The sequence below is a fragment of the Limnohabitans sp. genome (genome assembly GCF_030158565.1).
In the GTDB taxonomy this organism is placed as follows: domain Bacteria; phylum Pseudomonadota; class Gammaproteobacteria; order Burkholderiales; family Burkholderiaceae_C; genus Limnohabitans_A.
This window is the reverse complement of record NZ_JAOASQ010000046.1, coordinates 38983-60218: the sequence shown is the minus strand read 5'-3', so window position 1 is coordinate 60218 and position 21236 is coordinate 38983. Positions and strand designations below refer to the sequence as shown.

Annotated in this window: 17 protein-coding genes; 9 read left to right on the top strand and 8 right to left on the bottom strand. The window is 61.0% G+C overall.

Annotated elements, in window-relative coordinates; all coding sequences use genetic code 11:
* Nucleotides 1-16: 16 nt before the first annotated feature.
* Nucleotides 17-775, bottom strand: a complete 759-nt coding sequence (locus Q1W40_RS10100; protein WP_300711484.1) for a nucleotidyltransferase family protein — start codon at nucleotides 773-775, stop codon at nucleotides 17-19.
* A 134-nt stretch (nucleotides 776-909) separates the two neighbouring features.
* Between Q1W40_RS10100 and tkt the strand changes: the two genes are divergently transcribed.
* From tkt to gap (Q1W40_RS10085), 3 genes are all read left to right on the top strand, one after another.
* Entirely contained in the window at nucleotides 910-2940 is a 2031-nt protein-coding gene (gene tkt, locus Q1W40_RS10095) for a transketolase (protein WP_300711482.1), read from the top strand.
* Nucleotides 2941-3084: 144 nt separating this feature from the next.
* Nucleotides 3085-4092, top strand: a complete 1008-nt coding sequence (gene gap / locus Q1W40_RS10090) for a type I glyceraldehyde-3-phosphate dehydrogenase (protein WP_300711480.1) — start codon at nucleotides 3085-3087, stop codon at nucleotides 4090-4092.
* 295 nt (nucleotides 4093-4387) lie between these two features.
* Nucleotides 4388-5386, top strand: coding sequence for a type I glyceraldehyde-3-phosphate dehydrogenase (gene gap / locus Q1W40_RS10085; protein WP_300711478.1), 999 nt, complete (start codon nucleotides 4388-4390; stop codon nucleotides 5384-5386).
* Nucleotides 5387-5652: 266 nt separating this feature from the next.
* On the opposite strand, the gene Q1W40_RS10080 is transcribed toward gap (Q1W40_RS10085), so the two are convergent.
* From Q1W40_RS10080 to Q1W40_RS10070, 3 genes are read right to left on the bottom strand one after another with little or no spacing between them, the layout of a single operon-like run.
* A complete protein-coding gene (locus Q1W40_RS10080) occupies nucleotides 5653-5997 on the bottom strand; it encodes a RidA family protein (protein WP_300711475.1) in 345 nt (114 codons plus the stop codon).
* 43 nt (nucleotides 5998-6040) lie between these two features.
* Nucleotides 6041-6982, bottom strand: a complete 942-nt coding sequence (locus Q1W40_RS10075) for a delta(1)-pyrroline-2-carboxylate reductase family protein (RefSeq protein ID WP_300711473.1) — start codon at nucleotides 6980-6982, stop codon at nucleotides 6041-6043.
* Nucleotides 6979-7872: an NAD(P)-dependent oxidoreductase gene (locus Q1W40_RS10070; protein ID WP_300711472.1), complete on the bottom strand. Its 894-nt coding sequence runs from the start codon at nucleotides 7870-7872 to the stop codon at nucleotides 6979-6981. The genes Q1W40_RS10075 and Q1W40_RS10070 overlap by 4 nt, the downstream gene beginning before the upstream one ends.
* 149 nt (nucleotides 7873-8021) lie before the next feature.
* On the opposite strand from Q1W40_RS10070, the gene Q1W40_RS10065 reads away from it, so the two are divergent.
* Nucleotides 8022-9923: an AMP-binding protein gene (locus tag Q1W40_RS10065; RefSeq protein ID WP_300711470.1), complete on the top strand. Its 1902-nt coding sequence runs from the start codon at nucleotides 8022-8024 to the stop codon at nucleotides 9921-9923.
* A gap of 24 nt (nucleotides 9924-9947) precedes the next feature.
* Here Q1W40_RS10065 and Q1W40_RS10060 read toward each other — a convergent pair whose 3' ends face one another.
* The gene (locus Q1W40_RS10060) at nucleotides 9948-10442 is read right to left on the bottom strand and encodes a hypothetical protein (protein WP_300711468.1); all 495 of its coding nucleotides are present in this window, start codon (nucleotides 10440-10442) and stop codon (nucleotides 9948-9950) included.
* Nucleotides 10443-10635: 193 nt separating this feature from the next.
* On the opposite strand from Q1W40_RS10060, the gene Q1W40_RS10055 reads away from it, so the two are divergent.
* Nucleotides 10636-11565 carry an SMP-30/gluconolactonase/LRE family protein gene (locus tag Q1W40_RS10055; protein WP_300711466.1) on the top strand — a complete coding sequence of 310 codons (930 nt, stop codon included), beginning with the start codon at nucleotides 10636-10638 and terminating at the stop codon, nucleotides 11563-11565.
* Between the two features lie 20 nt (nucleotides 11566-11585).
* Here the strand turns inward: Q1W40_RS10055 and Q1W40_RS10050 are convergent, their stop codons facing one another.
* Together Q1W40_RS10050 and Q1W40_RS10045 are read right to left on the bottom strand one after the other, a co-directional pair.
* Nucleotides 11586-13784, bottom strand: coding sequence for a VCBS domain-containing protein (locus Q1W40_RS10050; protein ID WP_300711464.1), 2199 nt, complete (start codon nucleotides 13782-13784; stop codon nucleotides 11586-11588).
* A gap of 284 nt (nucleotides 13785-14068) precedes the next feature.
* The gene (locus Q1W40_RS10045; protein ID WP_300711462.1) at nucleotides 14069-16984 is read right to left on the bottom strand and encodes a DNA topoisomerase III; all 2916 of its coding nucleotides are present in this window, start codon (nucleotides 16982-16984) and stop codon (nucleotides 14069-14071) included.
* 109 nt (nucleotides 16985-17093) lie between these two features.
* Between Q1W40_RS10045 and Q1W40_RS10040 the strand changes: the two genes are divergently transcribed.
* The 4 genes from Q1W40_RS10040 to Q1W40_RS10025 all read left to right on the top strand — a co-directional run bounded on the left by Q1W40_RS10040 (nucleotide 17094) and on the right by Q1W40_RS10025 (nucleotide 19714).
* Complete coding sequence (locus Q1W40_RS10040; RefSeq protein WP_300711652.1) at nucleotides 17094-17738, top strand: SET domain-containing protein-lysine N-methyltransferase; 645 nt, start codon at nucleotides 17094-17096, stop codon at nucleotides 17736-17738.
* A gap of 165 nt (nucleotides 17739-17903) precedes the next feature.
* Nucleotides 17904-18674 (top strand): biotin--[acetyl-CoA-carboxylase] ligase, encoded by a 771-nt coding sequence (locus Q1W40_RS10035; RefSeq protein WP_300711650.1) that lies wholly within the window; start codon nucleotides 17904-17906, stop codon nucleotides 18672-18674.
* Nucleotides 18671-19036, top strand: a complete 366-nt coding sequence (locus Q1W40_RS10030) for a hypothetical protein (RefSeq protein ID WP_300711460.1) — start codon at nucleotides 18671-18673, stop codon at nucleotides 19034-19036. The genes Q1W40_RS10035 and Q1W40_RS10030 overlap by 4 nt, the downstream gene beginning before the upstream one ends.
* A gap of 18 nt (nucleotides 19037-19054) precedes the next feature.
* Nucleotides 19055-19714: a glutathione S-transferase family protein gene (locus Q1W40_RS10025; protein WP_300711458.1), complete on the top strand. Its 660-nt coding sequence runs from the start codon at nucleotides 19055-19057 to the stop codon at nucleotides 19712-19714.
* 24 nt (nucleotides 19715-19738) lie between these two features.
* Here the strand turns inward: Q1W40_RS10025 and Q1W40_RS10020 are convergent, their stop codons facing one another.
* On the bottom strand, nucleotides 19739-21199 hold the full coding sequence (locus Q1W40_RS10020; protein ID WP_300711456.1) for a sensor histidine kinase: 1461 nt from the start codon (nucleotides 21197-21199) through the stop codon (nucleotides 19739-19741).
* Nucleotides 21200-21236: the final 37 nt, after the last annotated feature.

Genomic DNA, 21236 nt, shown 5'->3' with positions numbered 1-21236 from the left:
CTGGCGATTATGACGTTCAGGCATTGAGCTGTGCCAGGCGCTCTGGGGTGCCCACATCGGTCCAAGGGCCGGTGTAAACCTCACCGCTGACCTGTCCTCGGTCCATGGCGGCACGCAGCAAGGGCGCTAGGGCCAAAGCCACGCCTTGTGGATTGCCTGCGGGCAGGCCACAGTCGGCAAAGAAAGCCCGCTTGTACAAAGCGATGGTGCTGAAGGTGTGGTCACAGCCGGGTGCGCCTTTGGACAGGTTCAGCACCGCGCCCGAGGGCGACAGGCCGAAGTCACCGCCCGGGTTGTGGCTCGGGTTGGGCACCAACCACAGGTGGGCCAATGCATCGCTGGCGGCAAACCGCTTGGCGGCCTCTGCGGTGAACACAAAATCGGGCGCAAACACATCGCCCGCGACCACCCAAAACACCTCGGCCAGCTGGGGCAGGGCCCGCACGATGCCCCCCGCCGTCTCCAGCGCATGGCCAAAGTCCTGGCCCTCATGGGAATACGTCAACTCAACAGGCGGCAAGCCTTGCCAAACGACTTGATGCCCAAAGTGAGCGGGGATCTGCTCGCCCAGCCAGGCCGTGTTGACCAGCTGCCGCGCAAAACCGCCACGGGCCAAAGCCTGCATGGGCCATTGCATCAAGGGCTGGCCGCGCACACTCAACAGGGGTTTGGGCAGGGTGTCGGTCAAGGGGCGCATGCGCTCGCCACGTCCAGCAGCCAGGATCATGGCCTGTGCGCCAGTGGGTGCGCTCACGTCAGAAGCAAAAGAATTCATGCCGCGATGTTGCCATGTTCCGTACTGCGCTTGTTGCGCGCAAACGGCACTGGGCAGCCCCATAGGCAGCTCAAGCCTGGCCCAAACCGCTAAAATCTCGGGTTTTCCAGAATACTTTTCCCGGAGTTGCCCCCATGGCCAATCAACAACAAATGGCAAATGCCATCCGCGCCCTCGCAATGGACGCTGTTCAACAAGCCAACTCCGGTCACCCCGGCGCCCCCATGGGCATGGCCGACATGGCTGTGGCGCTGTGGGGCGATCACCTGCAACACAACCCCAAAAACCCGCACTGGGCCAACCGCGACCGCTTTGTGCTGTCCAACGGCCACGGCTCGATGCTGATCTATTCGGTGCTGCACCTGACCGGCTACAACCTCTCGGTCGATGAGCTGAAAAACTTCCGCACCTTGCACAGCAAAACCGCAGGCCACCCCGAAGTGGGCGTGACCCCCGGCGTGGAAACCACCACCGGCCCGCTGGGCCAGGGCATCACCAACGCCGTGGGCATGGCGCTGGCCGAAAAAATGCTGGCCGCCGAGTTCAACAAGGACGGCCACGCAATCGTCAACCACCACACCTACGTGTTCCTGGGTGATGGCTGCCTGATGGAAGGCATCAGCCACGAAGCCGTGGCCCTGGCCGGTGCTTGGAAGCTGAACAAGCTGATCGCCCTGTACGACGACAACGGCATCTCGATCGACGGCAAGGTCGCCCCCTGGTTCATCGACAACACGCCCCAGCGCTTTGCCGCCTGCGGCTGGAACGTGATCGACGCCGTGGACGGCCACGACGCTGAAGCCATCTCCAAGGCCATCGCCGCCGCCAAGCACAGCGCCGACAAGCCCACCCTGATCGTCTGCAAAACCGCCATCGGCAAGGGCTCGCCTAACCGCGCGGGCACCTCCAAAGCCCACGGCGAACCGCTGGGCGCCGAAGAAATCAAGCTCACCCGCGAAGCCTTGGGCTGGAGCCACGAGCCCTTCAAGATCCCCAAAGAGGTGTATGCCGATTGGGACGCCAAAGCCGCTGGCAAAGCCCGCGAAGCCGAGTGGAACACCGCCTTTGCCGCTTACAAAGCCGCCTTCCCGGCCGAGGCCAAAGAGTTCGTGCGCCGCATGAAGGGCGACTTGCCCAAGAACTTCAACCAGGTGGCGTTTGACGCCGTGGTCGCGGCCCACACCAAGGGCGAAACCGTGGCCAGCCGCAAAGCCAGCCAACTGGCGCTCGAAGCCTTCACCGCCGCCCTGCCCGAAATGCTGGGCGGCTCGGCCGACCTGACCGGCTCTAACCTGACCAACACCAAGAGCACGCCCGCTTTCCGCGTGGACCTGGCTGGTGACGTGGTCAAGACCGAAGACGGCCAAATCGGCCGCCACATCAACTACGGCGTGCGCGAATTCGGCATGGCCGCCATCATGAATGGCGTGGCCCTGCACGGCGGTTACATCCCCTACGGCGGCACCTTCCTCACCTTCTCTGACTACTCGCGCAACGCCATCCGCATGGCCGCGTTGATGAAGCAGCGCGTGGTGCATGTGTTCACCCACGACTCCATCGGTCTGGGCGAAGACGGCCCGACCCACCAGTCCATCGAGCACGCCGCCAGCCTGCGCCTGATCCCTGGTCTGGACGTGTGGCGCCCTGCCGACACGGCCGAAACCACCGTGGCTTGGGCCGTGGCGCTGCAAAACGCAAACCGCCCCTCGGCCCTGTTGCTGTCGCGTCAAAACCTGGCCTACTCGCCCAAGAGCGATCTGGGCGACATCAGCCTTGGCGCCTATGTGCTGTCCGAGCCCGAACACGTCGGCATCAAGAAGACCCACGGCGTGATCATCGCCACCGGCTCTGAAGTGCAACTGGCCCTGGCCGCGCAAAAGCTGCTGGCCGAGCGCAAGATCGGTGTGCGCGTGGTCTCCATGCCCAGCACCAATGTGTTTGACCGCCAGGACACCGAATACAAGCAAAGCGTGTTGCCTGCGGGCCTGCCCCGTGTGGCGGTCGAGATGGGCTCCACCGACGGCTGGTGGAAATACGGCTGCGCCGCCGTGGTCGGCATCGACACCTACGGCGAGTCGGCCCCAGCGCCTGTGCTGTTCAAACACTTCGGCTTCACCGCCGAGAACGTGGCCGACACGGTCCACGCTGCGCTGCTCAAGGCCTGATTCTGGCCCGCAGCCACTGACCGGCTGGACCGCATCAGCGCCGACAAGGCGCTGATGTCACGTCCGGGGATCAGGATTCTGAAAGGGTCCTGGTTTCAAATCCGGTTACGTAACGGTTTCGTAACTTTCTCCCGAGGCATTCACATGACCATCAAGCTTGGCATCAACGGATTTGGCCGGATCGGCCGTCTGGCTCTGCGCGCCGCCCTCAAACACGGCTACGACGACATCCAGATCGTCGGCATCAACGACCCCAAGCCCGCCGACTACCTGGCCTACATGCTCAAGTACGACAGCGTGCACGGCCGCTTTGATGGCACGGTGGACTTCACCGACGACACGCTCATCGTCAATGGCAAAAAAATCAAACTTTCGCACGAGCGTGATGCACACAACCTGCGCTGGGGCGAGATGGGCGTGCACACCGTGCTGGAATGCACCGGCCACTACCTGACCGAACCCACCAGCCAGATGCACATCGCCGCAGGCGCCAAGAAGGTCGTGATCTCGGCCCCGTCCAAAGACAGCATCCCCATGTTCGTCTATGGCGTGAACCACAAAAAATACGCTGGCGAAGCCATCGTGTCGAATGCGTCATGCACCACCAACTGCCTGGCACCTGTGGTCAAGGTGCTCAACGACAAATGGGGCATCAAGCGCGGCCTGATGACCACCGTGCACGCCGCCACCGCCAGCCAGATGACCGTGGACGGCTCCTCGCGCAAAGACTGGCGCGGTGGCCGTGGCATCCTGGAAAACATCATCCCCAGCAGCACGGGCGCGGCCAAGGCGGTGGGCGTGGTGATCCCCGAAATCAAAGGGAAGATCACCGGCATGGCCTTCCGCGTGCCCACGTCGGACGTGTCGGTCATTGACCTGACCGTGGAGCTGAACAGCGACGCCAGCTATGCCGAGATCTGCGCCGAAATGAAAGCCCAAAGCGAAGGCGCCCTCCAAGGCGTGCTGGGCTACACCGACGAAAAAGTGGTCTCCACCGACTTCCGTGGCGAGCCCTGCGCCAGCGTGTTCGACGCGACCGCCGGCATTGCCCTGGACAAGAGCTTCGTCAAGATCGTCGCCTGGTACGACAACGAATGGGGTTACGCCAAGCAGTGCCTGGAAATGGTGCGCGTGGTGGCCAAGAAAAAGTGAGCATTCGAGTCCCCGGGGGCTGCGTTGCGCTGCCTCCGCCGGGGCTCAGAGGCGCTTCGCTTTGCCACATCGCCCAAGCGGAGGCAGCACAACGCAGCTGCGAACGCCAAAATCCCTCTTCAAGCGCCTTCGGGCGCTTTTTTCATGCCGGTTACAAAACCAGAACAAACCCACACAAGCACCCGGCATGTAACAAAGTTTCATATTTTCAAATAAGATGGTTACATTGCAGATGGCTCTGCTGCTGGCAGTCAAGCCCACTGCTGTAACCCCATAAGGAAAGTGAGACTCCCCCATGACCACCAAGATCGGTATCAACGGATTTGGCCGCATCGGCCGCATGGTGTTCCGCGCCGCAGTGCAGAACTTCAACGACGTCGAGATCGTCGGCATCAACGACTTGCTGGAGCCTGAGTACCTGGCCTACATGCTGCAATACGACAGCGTGCATGGCCGCTTCAAGGGCACTGTGGCCGTAGAGGGCAACACCCTGGTTGTGAACGGCCAGCGCATTCGTCTGACGCAAGAGCGTGACCCGGCCAATCTGAAGTGGAACGAGGTCGGTGCCGACGTGGTGATCGAAGCCACGGGCCTGTTTCTGGACAAGGACAGCGCGGGCAAGCATTTGGCCGCAGGCGCCAAAAAGGTGGTGATCTCGGCCCCGTCGAAAGACGACACGCCCATGTTTGTGTATGGCGTGAACCATGCGTCCTACGCTGGCCAAACCATCATCAGCAACGCCAGCTGCACCACCAACGCGTTGGCCCCCATCACCAAGGTGCTCAACGACAAGTGGGGCATCAAACGCGGCCTGATGACCACCGTGCACGCCGCCACCGCCACCCAAAAGACCGTGGACGGCCCGAGCAACAAAGACTGGCGCGGCGGACGCGGCATTCTGGAAAACATCATCCCCAGCAGCACGGGCGCGGCCAAGGCCGTGGGCGTGGTGATCCCCGCCATCCAGGGCAAGCTGACCGGCATGGCGTTCCGCGTGCCCACCTCGGACGTGTCGGTGATGGACTTGACCGCCGAGCTGGACACCCCCGCCACCTATGCCGAGATCTGCGCCGAAATGAAAGCGCAAAGCGAAGGCGCTTTGAAGGGCGTGCTGGGCTACACCACCGACAAAGTGGTCTCGACCGACTTCCGTGGCGAAGTCTGCACCAGCGTGTTCGACGCCGATGCGGGCATTGCGCTCGACAGCACCTTCATCAAGGTCGTGGCCTGGTACGACAACGAATGGGGTTACTCCAACAAGTGCCTGGAGATGGCACGGGTGGTCGGGCGCTGAGACTGAGCACTGTGGGCCGGCGCTGTCGGACCTGAAGGGACCGACCGACAGGCAGAAATGCGATGTGAATCCACCTGTCACCCCGGGCGAAGACCCGGGGTCCATGTGTGAAAAGTCATGGATCCCGGATCAAGTCCGGGATGACAAATTAGAAAGTCCGGGACGACAGATTAAAAAGTCTGGGACAGCAAATTAAAAAGTCGAGATGACAAATTAAAAGGTTCGGGATGACGTGGATGGATGCGGGTTGGCTGGCTGAACCTCCGTCACAAAGCTGCTGTCACCACCACTTCAATCTTCCAATCGGGGTTGGCCAGCTGCGCTTGCACCGTGGCGCGGGGTGGGGTGTGGCCGGGCACCACCCAGGCGTCCCACACGCGGTTCATGGCCGCAAAATCAGACAGATCGGTGATGAAAATCTGGGCCATCAAGATCTTGGTCTTGTCGGTCCCCGCCTTGGCCAGCAGAGTGTCGATGGCGGTCAGCACCTGACGGGTCTGACCTTCGATGTCTTGCCCCGGCACTTCGGCGATTTGGCCGGCCAGATAAACCGTGCCGTTGTGGATGGCGACTTCTGACATGCGTGCGCCAACATCGATGCGTTGAACCATGGTGTTTCCTTGAGAAGATTTTTCAAAGCGCCATGGTAGCGGCTCAGCCCTGCTGTGCGCGTGTGCGCTCCAGACAACGGGCCGCCGCCAGATCCCAACCGCCCCAGCCGCAGCTTTTGAAAAACACCGGGCCATCAGCGGGCCTGTGCGCGTTTTGCCAAGCCACGGTCTGGCCCACCACATCGGCCAAGCTTGGCAAGGTGCTGACATCGAGGCCCGCTTGCAGCAAGTCACCGGCTTCGTGGTCGGCGTCGCGGGTGTCCACCACCAAAGTGCCAGTGCGGGCCAGGTGTTGGCAAACCTCAGCCGACCATTCGACCATGCGCGGTGTGAAGGCCCCCACAGCGGCCACAAAAGCATCGCTGCGGGGCCGTGCGGTCAACACCACTTGTTGTGCGGGTGTGGTGCTGACCACCAGCGGGCAATCGGCCAATGCGGCGTTAGGCTCATCCACACGCCGCGCTTGAAGGCCCATGCTGTGGGCATGCGCCACCAGCGCATCGGCACTGGCACGGCTGCGCGAGGCCACCCACACCTCTTGCACCCCCAAGCCTTGGTGAAACGCCTCCAGATGCGATCGGCCTTGCACCCCGGCGCCCACAATGAGCATCGGGCCATCGCGGCGCGGGGCCAGCTGTTGGGCTGCCAACAAAGACACGGCAGCCGTGCGACGCGCCGTGACGGTAGGACCATCCAGCAAAGCCACACGCTGACCGGTTTGCACATCGAACACCACGATGTCGCCCTGGATGGTCGGCAGGCCACGCTCGGCATTGCCCGGAATGAAGCTGATGAGCTTGGTGATCGCGACCTGCGCATCGGCCGCAGGCATGACAAACAAACTGCCACCGCCCTGCAGGGCCTGCACGATGCGCGGCGGCACGGCCACCGTGGGGTCTTGCAGCAAAGTCGCGATCTCTTGCGCCAAGGCGCTGTACGGCAAGGCCCTGGCGGTTTGGTCTGGGCTCAGGATCGCGTCGCTCAAGACTGGCCGATCTTGACCTGGTTGAGCTGGGCTTGCGCCTTGACCAGCGAGGGCACCATCTCGCTGCCATAGCCCAAGGCCACCGCCGTGCTCAGCGCCTGGTGCACGCTGCCGCCAATGATGGAAGGCACTTTCACGCTCTCGGTCAGGTGCGCGTAGTAGCGCAAGTCCTTGGTCGCGTTGTTCAGCTCAAACTTCATGGCGGCATAGTCGCCTTGCAAGGTCTTGGCCATCAACTGGAACAGGCCCGAATTCACGCCGCCAGCCGAGATGACATCGACCAGTTTTTCGAGTTGAATGCCCGCCTTGGCACCCACCGCAAAAGCTTCTGCGGTGGCGGTACAAATGGCTTGCGCCACAAAGTTGTTGAGCAGTTTGATGACATGGCCCGAGCCCATCTCGCCGACATGGAACACGTTCTCGCTGTAAGCCCGAATGACCGGCTCGATCTGCGCAAACACCTCAGGCGATGCGCCGACCATGGAGTTGAGCTTGCCCGCCTCGGCTTCAATCGGGGTGCGGGTGAGCGGCGCATCGACATACACCACGCCTTTTTCGGCGCACAAGGCGGCCAGGCGGTGGGTGGAATCGGGTTCGCTGGTGGAGGTGTCGATGATGACCAGCCCCGCACGCGCTTTTGACAATAGGCCGCCCGGCCCCGCCACCACGGCCTCGACCTGGGGCGAGCCGGTCACGCAAATCAGCACCACATCACAGGCGGCCAAGTCGGGATAGCTGGCCACTTGCCGCGCTCCCGCTGCCAACAAGTCCTGCACGGGCGCGGTGCGCTGGTGAACCGAAATCGACAAATCAAAACCCTTGGCCCGGATGTTTTTGGCCATGCCATGGCCCATCAAACCCGAAGCGCCGACAAATCCGATGTGTTGCATATGGCCTCTTGCGTGCATGTGGAAAAGAATGCCCATTCTGAAAGCATGTGCCACCACCCCCTGTCACCTGTGCACACACTCCAAAGTGCCCTGAACGCCTTTGCCGCCTGCGTGACAAAGCACCACCCAGGCCATGGCTACCATCGCGCATGCACCTGACCGCCTCCACCCCTGTTCAATCCTTGGCTGACCTCCAGCGCCTGGAAGCCACCCCTTTGGCGCAAGCCATACCTTGGGCCAGCACTTACGACGTGATCCGCGCCAGCGCGCAAGTCCACGCCGACCGACCCGCGCTCACGTTTTTGGAAACCGGCCAAGTCGGCGGCCCGGCCACCACCTGGACCTACCGGGATCTGCTTCAAGGCATTCACCAGACAGCCAACTTGCTGTTCACCCTGGGCCTGCGCTCAAGCGGTGTGGTGGCTGTTTTGCTGCCCGGGGGATTGGCCTACCACCTGGCCCTGTGGGGTGGCGAGGCGGCAGGCATTGTGCAGCCACTCAACCCCCTGCTGAGCGAGGACAAGCTCTTGTCTTTGCTGCAAGCCAGTGGTGCCCAGGTGCTGATCGCACACGGTGTGGACGACGAGAGCCAACTGCGCGCCAAAGCACTGCGCCTGCAAGCCCAATGCCCCACTTTGAAAACCGTGCTGCTGGTCCACCCCGATGGCGGACCGCTGCCAGCCACCGACGCGCTGCCCGCAGGCGTGCAAGACTTTCACGCGGCACGGGCATCACAAGTGAGCGATCGGCTGATCAGCGAACGCGTGTTCCAGCCGCAAGACATCGCGGCCTACTTTCACACCGGGGGCACCACCGGTGCACCCAAGCTGGCCCGCCACAGCCATGGCGCGCAAATCTTCACCGCCTGGGCCAATGCGCAGATGCAGGGCTTTCAAAGCACCGATGTCACCATCAACGGCTACCCGCTCTTCCATGTGGCGGGCGTGCTGCCGGGGGCTTTGTGCTCGCTGGCCGTGGGCATGCACATCCTCATCCCGACGGCCAGTTTGTTCCGCAACCGCGAGGTGATTGCCAACTATTGGCAGCTGGTGGCGCACCATGGCTGCACGCTCATGTCGGGTGTGCCCACGGTTCTGGCCGCCTTGGCGGCGGTGCCGCTGGCAGGCGCTGACATTTCGCGGTTGCGTGCCGTGCGCACTGGGGCGGCACCGCTGCCGCCCGAGCTGGCACAACGCTTTGCGCAGGCCTTTGGCCTGCAGATCAACGAAAGCCTGGGCATGACCGAGACCGCAGGCCTGAGCACCGTGGCCCCGCCGGGCCTGAGCGCACCGGCCGGTTGCGTGGGCTGGCCGTTGCCCCATGCCAGCGTGCGCATCGTGGCCTTGGGCAGCGACGACCAGGCCACCGCCCTCACCTTGCCCGCTGGCGACAAAGGCATGGTGCTCTACAAGGGCCCCAATTTGTTCTCGGGCTATCTGGACGCGGCCGAAACCGCCCGCAGCTTCACGCCCGATGGCTGGCTCATCACCGGCGATGTGGGTTTTGTCGATGAACAGGGTCGCCTGCACCTGACGGGCCGCGCCAAAGACCTGATCATCCGAGGCGGCCACAACATCGACCCCAAAGTGATCGAAGACGCGCTGGGTGCGCACCCCGCTGTGGAGCTGTGTGCCGCGGTGGGCGCACCCGATGCCTATGCGGGCGAGCTGCCAGTGGCTTTTGCCACGCTCAAAGCGGGCGCACACGTGAGCGAAGAAGCGCTACTGGCCTTCACCGCTGAGCGTGTGGACGAAGCACCCGCCAAACCCAAATCCATCACCATCCTGGAGCGGATGCCGGTGACCAATGTGGGCAAGATCTACAAACCCGAGCTGCGCACCTTGGCCACGGGCGCGGTGGTTCAGGCCCTGGTGGACCAGGTGTGCGCACCTTTGCAGATCCCGAGCGATCTGCGCCCTCGTGTGCTGATGCAAGGCGATGCGCCAGTGCGTGTCGACACAAGCAACGCGGCCTGGGCACACATTGGCGCGTCGCTTCAGGCGCTCATCGCTGCGCTGCCCGTGAAGGTGGACATTTCAAGCCCAGGCTGAAACGCCACGCCACGGCCAAACGGCTCAGGACGGGCTGCTGGCACGTTTGGTTTTCATCAAATCGTAAAGCTGAATCTGTAGCTTCTCTTGGGCTTGCAGCTGCTCCAGTGTTTTGCCCAGTTCCTTGTCTTGCGACTTGAGTTGCTCCAGCGTTTGCGTTTGCGTTTTCTCTTGCGCTTGCAACTGGTCTTTCACCGCAGGGGTGTCCTTGTCATGGTCCTTGATTTGCTCTCGCGTGCGCGCCAGCAACTTGTCCTGCGACTCGATTTGCTCACGCGTTTGCTTGAGCAACTTGGCCTGCGCCTTGAGCTGCCCACGCGTGGCCGCGACAGACTTTTCTTGCGTGCGCACCTGGCCCATCGCGTGAACGGCCAGCTCCTGGCGCTCAATGAATTTGGATGTCCCCGAGCCCAAACCCGAGCTGGCACCGGTCTCGGTCGCAGCCAGGGCAAGGCCCCAAGGCAAAACCATCGCGAGCGCAGCCACTGCACCCATGTGTTGAACAGTCAAGCGTTTCATGAACATTCCTTGTGTAGTTGAAATCCACCAACAGTGTGGGCGGCGCTTGCAGGACTGACCATCTGTCTTTGGGCGTGTTTGTGCTGACCCGAAGGCCTATACAGACAGCGATGTGACAGGTCCTAGGGAATCCCCGCTTGTTGCACGTTTTGGCGTCATTACATTGAGGACATCCCCTTACAAAGGCGCAAACATGAAAATTCGCGAACTGGCCACAGGACTGCAATTCCCCGAGGGGCCCGTGGCCATGGACGACGGCTCGGTGCTGCTGGTCGAAATTGCACGCGGCACGCTCAGCCGCGTGACCCCCGATGGCCGTGTACACGTGGTGGCCGACTTGGGTGCGGGCCCCAACGGCGCCGCCATCGGGCCCGATGGCGCGGTGTACATCTGCAACAACGGCGGCTTTGAATGGACGCGGGACCCCGGCAACTGTTTGCGCCCGATCGGCCAAGCGCAAGACTATTCAGGCGGGCGCATCGAGCGCGTCAACCTCAACACCGGCAAATTTGAACGCCTGTACGAACAGGTGGACGGCATCGGCCTGCGCGGCCCCAACGACCTGGTGTTTGACGCGCATGGCGGCTTCTACTTCACCGACCTGGGCAAGGTGCGCCACCACGAGATGGACAGGGGCGGATTGTTCTATGCGCAGCCCAACGGCTCGGGCGTCCACGCCGTGGCCAGACCCGCGATGACGCCCAACGGCATTGCGCTATCGCCCGATGGTCAAACGCTTTACTACGCCGAGACCGAAGGCGCACGCGTGTGGGCCTTCGACATCACCGCTCCCGGCCAAGTGCGAAAAGACCCCTGGCCATCGCCGCAGGGCGCACGCATGGTGACGGCATCACCCGGTGGGCACTACCAACGCTTTGACTCCATGGCCGTCGATGCCCAAGGCAATATCTGCGTGGCCACCTTGCTGCACGGCGGCATCTCCATCGTCAGTCCCGACGGCCAGGCCGTGCAACATGTGCCGCTACCCGACCTCTACACCACCAACATCTGCTTTGGCGGCCCCGGCCACCGCACCGCCTACATCACCCTGTCTGGTACAGGGCGCTTGATCGCGGTGGAGGACTGGCCGGTGGCGGGGCTGGGGTTGAATTTCAATGCGTAAACTATAGCACTAATTTGAGATCAGACAGTGAAAAGAATGTTGATCTCTTGGCTTGTTGCAATCAAATGATCATCGCGAAAGTTCATGTTATAGGTGAGCTTATGATCTCCAGCTCCCGCAAAAGAGGACAACCCACTGCTCACGGCATCGCTGGTTTTGAATATCCAATCGTAATTCCCATCTTCATTCTTGGTTTCAAAAGTTGATGTGGTTGGGTCATACACAAACAGACTTTTCAAAATATTAAGTGTCGCTGTATTAGTGATTTCATTGCCATCCAAACTCACTGTTTTGAAATATGCCCCAACTCCATCTTCGTCAATGATCGTGAGGGAGCCCGTGACATTTTTAGTCAAATCAACAATCTTCCCTTCCGCTGAATCTCCTGCGCGAAGTTGAACCTTGGGGGCATCATTGGTACCGGTGATCTCAATGGTCACCGTTTGCGTTGCAGACTCACCATGCGGGTCCTTCTGAGTGACCGTGTACTCAAGCACCATGGTTTCACCCTCTGGAATCATGTCCAACGATTCTTTTGAAACCGAATCAAAATTCCAGTCCAATTTCCCCGAGCCATTTTTGACCGCCGTACTGTCCAACGAGAGCATGTTCAACAGACGGTCATATGTTGCCTTCTGAGACTCTGTCAGATTTGCTGGATCTTTGAAAGGGGTGTAACCACCACTGATGCTCAAACCCGTGACCGCGTATACCGTTCCGCTTTCAACATCTGGGTCGCTCACCGTCACGCTACCCGAGGTCTTCACCGCATTCAGTGGGTCTTCGGTCAAACCCGTTACATCGACCCGATCACCTGTTTGAATTTGGAAAACGGGCACATCGTTCACGCCCTTGACCGTCGCCGATATCACACTGGTCGTGCCGTCTACCGTGGAGACCGTCATGCTTTCAACAAATGCTTGATCTTGATAAAGCGCCTGTGCTTTTGTATTGTCCAAGGTGTATGACCATTCACCGACTGGTGCATCGAAAGTGAAGTGACCATATTTGCCCACCGGCTGTGCTTGCGCCACGGGCTTGAATGCCGCCTCACCCGTGTCCACATCCGTCACCGTCAATTTTCCGGTCAGCACATTGCTGGGTGCATCTTCTGTCACTTGGCCTGTAGACGTGCCAGCGATCACCGCCTTGTCATTCACGCCTTTGACGACAATCGTCAAGGTCTGCTCTGCCGAGTCCACCGTCCCGTCGTTGGCCTTGAATTCCACGGCGATGGTTTTTAATTCACCCGCTTTGAGGCTGTTGTACGCAACGTTGTTTGCATCAAACATGTAAGTCCCGTCTTTGTAGAAAGACAAGCCAGCAGGCGCTGTTTCAGTCAATGCATAAGTCAACTTGGCACCCGAATCGGCATCTGAGGCTGTCACAGAGCCTGCTGCTGCAACACCTTCATTGATCGCCTTGTTTGTTGCAATCGCCACAGGGGCATCATTCGCCCCGATCACAGTGATGCTGACCGTTTTGGCCTCACTGACACCACCCGCATTGTCCACAGCGCTGTAGGTAAAGCTAACAGTCCGTGTTTGACCTGCTGCGAGTCCATCAAAGTCTTTGTTGGCATCGAAACTGTACGAACCGTCTGCATTAAAGGTCAGTTTGCCAGCAGCAACATCACTCACCAAACGATAACTTGCGACCGTTCCATCCGAATCTATGGCTGCGGGAACTTTGTCACTGAGCAATTTGTTTTCATCCACCTTGGCTGCTGCATCTTGGGCAACAGGTGCCTGATTGGATTTACCACTGCCTGCCGCTGCCAAGGCACCCGTTCCAAGCACTGCTGCGCCTACCCAGGGATTCAGCAAAGGCAAAACACCCAGTGCCGCACCAGTGGTGGCGGACGTGCTCATTGCTGCATAAGAACCCGCAGCAGCGCCATCGACAGGCACATAGCTGACGGCAGCTTCGCCGGTGCCGGCAAACAAGCTGACATCTTCTTGCTTGTAATAATTTTCGAGCACCAAGTCCGGGCTCTGCGCGTTGCTGGCCGCCTCTTCTTCAATCAGCGCTTTCTCATCCATCACGATTTCGAGATTGTCTCCAGCACGTCGCGCCTTGATCTTGACGGGAGCCTTTCCGGTGGTGGGATCGGCCAGCTCAAAGCGCGTGTTTGGTTCTACCTTGATGCTGGTCGGCTGACCTGGCTTAACTTCAAATTTTTGACTGTTCTTAGCGTTGATGGTGTTGACGTTGAGCATAAAAATAACCCCTTACGATGGTTGATTGGCAGGCAGCTATTTTTGCAAAGTATCAAGATATATTTAATTTTTAGGTATTATTTTTCAACATTTATTACATTTTTTAATCTATAAAAATGACATTTGAATGAAAATCACCAGCTGCAAACAACAAACTCTCAAAACCATCGTCCACAAACAATTAGGGCGGGGTCCGCAAAGTACGTACACATGAAAACGCCACGGCAAGCGTGGCGTTTTCAATGCCGCCGAAAAACGTCGACGGCTCAGGGCGAGCGCAAAAGTCAGCTCAAATGCTTGCCAATGATCCCCGCCAACTCAAACATGGTGGCTTGGTCTTTGCCAAACACCGCTTGCAGCTTGCCATCGGCTTTGATGGAGCGCTTGTCTGCCGGGTCTTGCAGGCCATTGGCCTTGATGTAGTCCCAGATCTTCTTGACCACTTCGGTGCGGGCATAAGTGCCGTCCCCGATCACGGCGGCCAATGAGGCGCTGGGCTTGAGCGTGCCGACAGCGGCTTTGCGCGGCGCTTTGGGCGCGGCGGTCTTGGCGGCTTTTCTGGCAGCGGGGGTTTTGACGGCGGTCTTCTTGGCGGCTGGCTTGCCAAAAGGTGTCTTTTTGGCAGCGGTCTTGCGCGGCGGGTATTTCTTGCCGCCTTCGCGCTGCTCAAATTCAAAAGCCACTTTGCCCTCTTCGGGGTTCCAGGCCAGCATGGCCTTGAAGCTGCGGCGCGTGCGGTTGCTCACGAACTTGTCGAGCAAATCGGTCTTGCCAGTGCTCAGCAATTTGACGACCTGTTCGCGCTCCACCGGTTGCTGCAAGATGATCTTGCCGGTTTTGAAGTCGCAGCTGGGCGTGGGTTGCTCGTGGGTGGGCACGGCTTTGCTGCACACGTAGTTGCTGCCGTGCTCGTGCACAGCGCTGCCACACTTGGGGCAGGCGCCCAGCGACTCGTCGGTGAACTCGACGATCTCGCCGCTTTCTTCGTTCTTCTTGTCGTCTCCGAAGTCGAATTCGAGCTTCCAGTTTTTTTCTTCTTCGTTGTACTTGAGCGCCATCTCGGCCACGAAGGGCCAACCGGCTTTGGAGCGGAAGCCGTCCAGCGGGCCAATCTTCTTGTCGCGCATGAACTGCTCGACCTCGGCAGGCTCGAAGGTGCGACCAGCGGGCGATTTGCCAAACGAGAAGCCGCAGCCTTCAGCAGCACCTTGTGCGCCCGTGCATGTATATCTGCGGTAGTTCTCTTTGACCACGCCGCCGCAGTTGGGGCAGGGGGTGGTGAGCGTCGCGTAGTCACCGGGCACGGTGTCGCGGTCGTATTCTTTGGCCTTCTTGACGATGTGCTCGGTCATGGCCGCGATCTCGGCCATGAAGGTGGCGCGGCTCAACTTGCCTTGTTCCATTTGAGCCAGCTTGTATTCCCACTCGCCGGTCAGCTCGGGCTTGGAGAGTTCTTCCACCTGCAGGCCGCGCAGCAGCGTCATGAGCTGGAAGGCCTTGGCCGTCGGGATCATCTCGCGGCCTTCGCGCAGCATGTACTTCTCGTTGATCAGGCCTTCGATGATGGCGGCGCGGGTGGCTGGCGTGCCCAGGCCTTTTTCCTGCATGGCTTCGCGCAGTTCGTCGTCGTCCACCATCTTGCCTGCGCCTTCCATGGCGCCCAGCAGCGTGGCTTCTGAATAGCGTGCCGGTGGGCGGGTTTTCAAGCCCTTGGCTTCGACTGACTCGACACCGACCTGCTCGCCCGGCTGCACCGGCACCAGGTTCTGGCCTTTGTCGCCGTCTTTGGCGTCTTCCACCTCATTGGCCGCTTCCTTGCCGTAGATGGCAAGCCAACCCGGCTTGACCAGCACCTTGCCCACGGTCTTGAAGCTGTGGCCAGCGGCCACGCTGATGCGGGTGGTCACCTGGTATTCGGCGCTGGGGAAGAACACCGCCATGAAGCGGCGCACCACCAGGTCATAGAGCTTTTGCTCGGCCTCGGACAAGCCGCTGGGCGCTTGCAGCGTGGGGATGATGGCGAAGTGGTCCGACACCTTTTTGTTGTCGAACACGCGCGGGATCTTGCGCACGTAGTTGTTGTTGAGCGCGGTGAGCGCGTGCGGGGCCAGGTGGCGCATGCCGCTGTCGGCCAGCATCTCGAAGGTTTGTTTGGCCACGGGCACGTAGTCTTCGGGCAGGTGGCGCGAGTCGGTACGCGGGTAGGTCAGGGCCTTGTGGCGCTCGTACAGGCTTTGGGCCAGGGCCAACGTGGTCTTGGCCGAGAAGCCGAACTTGCCGTTGGCTTCGCGCTGCAGGCTGGTCAAGTCAAACAGGCCGGGGCTGGCTTGCGTGGTGGGCGTGGCCTCTTCGGTCACGGTGGCCGTCTGGCCGCGCACCGCGTCGACGATGGCTTGCGCTTCAGCGGCGGTCCATTTGCGGTCGGCTTTCTTTTCGGCGTCTTCTTCTTTCTTCCACTTCGGGTCGAACCACTTGCCGGGGTAGGTGCCTGCGGCAGCGGCGAACTCGGCGTGGATTTCCCAATAGTCGCGGCTCATGAACTTGCGGATTTGCTCTTCGCGCTCGACCACCACGGCCAGCGTGGGCGTTTGCACCCGGCCCACGGTGGTCAAAAAGAAACCACCGTCGCGCGAGTTGAACGCGGTCATGGCGCGGGTGCCGTTGATGCCCACCAGCCAGTCGGCTTCAGACCGGCTGCGAGCGGCGTCGGCCAGGCCCTGCATTTGTTGTTCGCTGCGCAGGCTGTCAAAGCCATCGCGGATCGCTTGCGGCGTCATGGACTGCAGCCACAAACGCTTGACGGGTTTGTTCAGCGGTTTGGCGCCACCTGCGTACTGCTCAATCAAGCGGAAGATCAGCTCACCCTCGCGGCCCGCGTCACAGGCGTTAATCAGGGCGGTCACATCCTTGCGCTTGGCCTGCTTGACCACGGCGCTCAAACGGCTCTTGGTTTTGTCCACCGGCTTCAAGTCAAAGTGCGGCGGGATCACGGGCAGGTTGGCAAAGCTCCACTTGCCGCGTTTCACGTCGTATTGCTCGGGGGCCTGGATCTCCACCAGGTGGCCCACCGCGCTCGTCACCACATAAGTGTCGCTCTCGAAATGGTCATCGTGTTTCTCGAACTTGCCCGCCACAGGGGTCAGGGCCCGAACGATGTCTTGAGCCACCGAAGGCTTCTCTGCAATCACCAAAGTTTTCATGTCTACAATCCCCTTGTCTCGCGTGCGCTCGCGCGCTCGCACACATGCACGCCTGGGCGCGCTCACGCGCACGCCCACATGAATTCACCATAACAAATTTTTGAACACCGTGGCCAAATCCCCTGTTTCTTCTTCCGGTTCGACATCCAAGCGACGCATCCAGGTTCGCCGCTCCGGTGTGCATGGCAAAGGCGTGTTTGCCCTGCAAGACCTCGCCGAGGGCGAGACGCTGATTGAATACGTGGGCGAGATCATCAGCTGGGACGAGGCGCAAGACCGCCACCCGCACGACCCCAAAGACCCGAACCACACCTTCTACTTTCATGTGAACGAGGACAAGGTGATCGACGCGCTGCACGGCGGCAACTCTTCGCGCTGGATCAACCACAGCTGCGACCCCAACTGCGAGGCCGACGAAGAGAACGAGCGCATCTTCATCAAGGCGCTGCGCAACATCCACGCCGGTGAAGAGCTGAACTACGACTACGGCCTGATCATCGACGAGCCCTACACCAAGAAACTCAAGGCCGAGTACCCCTGCTGGTGCGGCGCCAAGAACTGCCGGGGCACGCTGCTGTCGCCCAAAGACCGCGCCGACACGCCCAAGATTCCAGGCCAAAAGAAGGCCAAAGGCAAATCCAAAGACAAGGCCAAGTCGGAGGCCAAGCCAAAGTCCAAAGTGAAGGCCGATGCCAAACCGAAGGACAAGGACAAGAAGAAGTCGGCCAAAAAGGTCAAGAAGGCCTCTCAATAGCATTGCGCCTCACAAGCCGTCATGGCGAGGAGCGAAGCGACGTGGCCATCCAGACTCCACGCAAAACCGCAAACACGCTGGATCGCCACGCTTCGCTCGCGATGCCGTCAGCCCTGAAGTGAGCGCCCTTTTCGCAATGACACCCTGCTTGGCATTTTTCTCATGATGACCCCCACCGCCTGGCCCGCTGAAGCCATCTGGGAGCAAGTCTTTCCCTGGCTGCCCGACTTCACCGTCGATATCCTGCCCGAGATCGACTCCAGCAACAGCGAACTCATGCGCCGCGCCCGCGCAGGCCAACATGAGCCCACGCTGATGGTGGCCGAGCGCCAGACCGCAGGCCGTGGCCGCATGGGCCGCGTGTGGCAAAGCCAGCCGGGTGATTCACTGACCTTCTCGCTGAGCCTGCCCATCGCCCCCCAAGACTGGTCAGGCCTGTCCTTGGCGGTGGGTCTGAGTCTGGCCGAAAGCCTGCACCCCGATGTGCGCTTGAAATGGCCCAACGATTTGTGGATGCAAGAACGAAAACTGGGCGGCATTCTGGTGGAAGCCGCCAGCATGGGGGGGCGCAGCCAGGTGGTGATCGGTGTGGGCCTGAACATCCGTCCGCGCCCGGCCGATGGCCTGAACACCCCGCCTGCAGCCTTGACCGAATGCTGGCCTGACGCGACTGCCGCTGCGGCACTGGCGCGCGTTGCGGCGCCCTTGATCCAGACCATTTTGGCTTTTGAGACCACCGGCTTTGCCCCCCTGCAAGCACGCTTTGAAGCGCGTGACGTGCTCAAAGGTCGGCGCGTACACACCAGCGATGGGTTGCAGGGCACTTCGCGGGGTGTCAGCGCCAGCGGTGCGCTACGATTGCAGACCGATGCTGGCGTGGTGGACATCCACAGTTCCGAAGTCAGCGTGCGCCCCTTTGCCGAGGACCAACCATGAAAATCCGCTGGTGGATAGCCCTGTTGCTGCTGCTCAACGTCATCACACTGGCCTGGCAGTGGGACGCCTTTGCCCGCTGGGGCTGGGGCCCCAATGTGCAACGCGAGCCAGAGCGCTTGCAGCAACAAATCAAGCCCGAGGCCTTGCAGTTCACGCTGCCAGGCCAGACTGCACCCACACCTGCGTCTTCGCCTTCGCCCGCTGCACCAGCTTCTGAAGCGGCTGCCGCGCCTGCTGGCAAAGCGCCCGAAGTCTTGCCCGCCAAACCCACGCCCGCGGCTGTCGCACCTTCTGGTGCCGCGTCTGCGCCGGTGAGCACAGCGCCTGCCACGGCACCGCAGGCCAAGCCCGCATCCAATTAACCCCCTATCGGAGACCCCATGAGCCTGACACTGTATTTCGCCCCTGGCGCCTGTTCCTTTGTGCCCCATGTGCTGCTCGAGATGAGTGGCGCCGAGTTTGAACCGCACATGGTCAAGCTGCACAAAGGCGAGCAAAACAGCGAGGAGTACAAAGCCATCAACCCACGCGGCCAAGTGCCCGTGCTGGTCAACAACGGTCAGGTCGTCACCCAGATCGTGGCGATCGTGCTGCACCTGGACCAGCTCTTCCCGCAGGCGGGCTTCTTGCCCACGGAGCCCATTGCCCGCGCACAAGCCATCTCCACACTGGCCTGGATGAACAACACGGTGCACCCGACCTTCACGCACATCTTCATGCCGCAAAAGTTTTCGGACTTGCCCGAAGTGCAGGCCGCGCTCAAGCCCTACAACACGCAGTTGTTCCGGGGCATGCTGGGCGAGTTGCAGGCCTTGGTCAAAGCCGCAGCCGCCAAAGGCCAGGCTTGGTTGAGCGGTGAGCAGTTCGGCGTGCTCGACGCCTACAGCTTGACCCTGACCCGTTGGGGCACGATTGCCGGCATCACGCCCGAAGAGCACCCCGAGCTGTGGGCCTTTGTGCAAAAGGTCGCGGCGGTGCCTGCCGTGGCCCGCGTGATGGAGCGTGAGCGCCTGCAGCTCAACATGGGCAAGCCCGCCTGAGTGGTTTTGGCGCCTGGCGCGGGCTCAAAAGACTTTGAAGCGCAGCGTAAAGCACGCACCAGGCGGCGTCTGGTTCTCAAACGTCGGGGCAATGCTGACCGTGGCGCCGTGCTGCTGCGCAATTTCCTTGACGATGGGCAGGCCCAGGCCTGAGCCATCCACGTTGGTGCCCAAGGCCCTGTAAAACGGCTGAAACACCAGATCGCGCTCGGGCACCGGAATGCCCGGGCCGTTGTCTTCGACCTGCAAGACCAGCGCCTTGCTGTAGGGGTCGACCAACACGCGCACCGTGATCACGCCTGGCCGCTGCGCCGTGGAAGGCGTGTAGTGGATGGCGTTTTCGACCAGGTTGCGCACCATCTCCTTGAGCAAGATGGGGTTGCCCGTCACTTTCACGCCAGGGGTATCGGCGTCCACGCCCTCGTAGCCCAGGTCCAGGCCTTTGTCCATGGCGCGGGGCAAGCTGTCTTGCAGCACATCGCTGACCAAGCGCACCATGTCGCAGGCTTGCTGGGGCACGCTGGTCCCCCCACCCTCGGCCCGCGCCAAAGACAGCAACTGGTTCACGGTGTGGGTGGCTTGCACGCTGGCGCGGCCAATTTGCTGCAGCGATTTTTTGAGGTCTTCTTCGCTGGAGCCTGAGCGTTGCGCCAGGTCGGCCTGCATGCGCAAACCTGCCAGCGGTGTCTTGAGCTGGTGCGCCGCATCGGCCAAAAAACGCTTTTGCGTGACGATGGAGTCTTTCAGCCGTTCAAGCAGGTCATTCACCGACAGCACCAGTGGCGCCACTTCCATGGGCACCGCCTTGTCGTCCAAAGGGCTCAAGTCGTCGGGCTTGCGGGCACGGATGCGCTCTTCCAGCTCAGACAAAGGCTTGATGCCGCGCACCAGCGCCAGCCACACCAAGAGCACCGCCAAGGGCAGCAAGGCAAACTGGGGCAGCATCACCCCCTTGATGATCTCTGCGGCCAGCACGGAGCGTTTTTCACGGGTCTCGGCCACTTGCACCAGCGCAGGCCGCTTACCATCGGCATCCAGCCGTATCCAGGTGTAGGCCACGCGCACTTCCATGCCGCGCATTTCGTCGTCACGGATGTGCACTTCGTAGCTGCTGCCTTTGTCCTCTTCATCGGGCGGCATGGGCACATCGCGGTCACCGCTCAAGTGCTCGTTGTTGGCCCCACGCACTTGGTAATAAACGAGGTCTGTTTCATCGGCGCGCAGCAATTCGCTGGCTGGCTGAGGCAGGTTGAACTGGACTTTTTTGTCGGGCCCCAATTTGACCTGTTGCGCCAAGGCCTGCACGTTGTAGACCATGGCACGGTCAAAGGGCTTGTTGGCCAGGCCCTGCGCCACCAGCCAGGTCAAGGCCAGGCTGATGGGCCACAGCAGCAGCAGCGGGGTCAACATCCAGTCGAGGATCTCCCCGAACAGCGAACGCTGTTCACGTTTGAAAAACTTGACGCTCCAACCCTTGGACTTCATGGCTCGGTGGGCACGCAGGCCAAGGTGCGGGTGTGCA

Bases quoted from the DNA above. Each gene is read 5' to 3' on its own strand.
- Q1W40_RS10100 (WP_300711484.1), bottom strand. From the start codon at position 775: ATGAATTCTTTTGCTTCTGACGTGAGCGCACCCACTGGCGCACAGGCC.
- tkt (WP_300711482.1), top strand. From the start codon at position 910: ATGGCCAATCAACAACAAATGGCAAATGCCATCCGCGCCCTCGCAATG.
- gap (WP_300711480.1), top strand. From the start codon at position 3,085: ATGACCATCAAGCTTGGCATCAACGGATTTGGCCGGATCGGCCGTCTG.
- gap (WP_300711478.1), top strand. From the start codon at position 4,388: ATGACCACCAAGATCGGTATCAACGGATTTGGCCGCATCGGCCGCATG.
- Q1W40_RS10080 (WP_300711475.1), bottom strand. From the start codon at position 5,997: ATGGTTCAACGCATCGATGTTGGCGCACGCATGTCAGAAGTCGCCATC.
- Q1W40_RS10070 (WP_300711472.1), bottom strand. From the start codon at position 7,872: ATGCAACACATCGGATTTGTCGGCGCTTCGGGTTTGATGGGCCATGGC.
- Q1W40_RS10065 (WP_300711470.1), top strand. From the start codon at position 8,022: ATGCACCTGACCGCCTCCACCCCTGTTCAATCCTTGGCTGACCTCCAG.
- Q1W40_RS10060 (WP_300711468.1), bottom strand. From the start codon at position 10,442: ATGAAACGCTTGACTGTTCAACACATGGGTGCAGTGGCTGCGCTCGCG.
- Q1W40_RS10055 (WP_300711466.1), top strand. From the start codon at position 10,636: ATGAAAATTCGCGAACTGGCCACAGGACTGCAATTCCCCGAGGGGCCC.
- Q1W40_RS10050 (WP_300711464.1), bottom strand. From the start codon at position 13,784: ATGCTCAACGTCAACACCATCAACGCTAAGAACAGTCAAAAATTTGAA.
- Q1W40_RS10045 (WP_300711462.1), bottom strand. From the start codon at position 16,984: ATGAAAACTTTGGTGATTGCAGAGAAGCCTTCGGTGGCTCAAGACATC.
- Q1W40_RS10035 (WP_300711650.1), top strand. From the start codon at position 17,904: ATGACCCCCACCGCCTGGCCCGCTGAAGCCATCTGGGAGCAAGTCTTT.
- Q1W40_RS10030 (WP_300711460.1), top strand. From the start codon at position 18,671: ATGAAAATCCGCTGGTGGATAGCCCTGTTGCTGCTGCTCAACGTCATC.
- Q1W40_RS10025 (WP_300711458.1), top strand. From the start codon at position 19,055: ATGAGCCTGACACTGTATTTCGCCCCTGGCGCCTGTTCCTTTGTGCCC.
- Q1W40_RS10020 (WP_300711456.1), bottom strand. From the start codon at position 21,199: ATGAAGTCCAAGGGTTGGAGCGTCAAGTTTTTCAAACGTGAACAGCGT.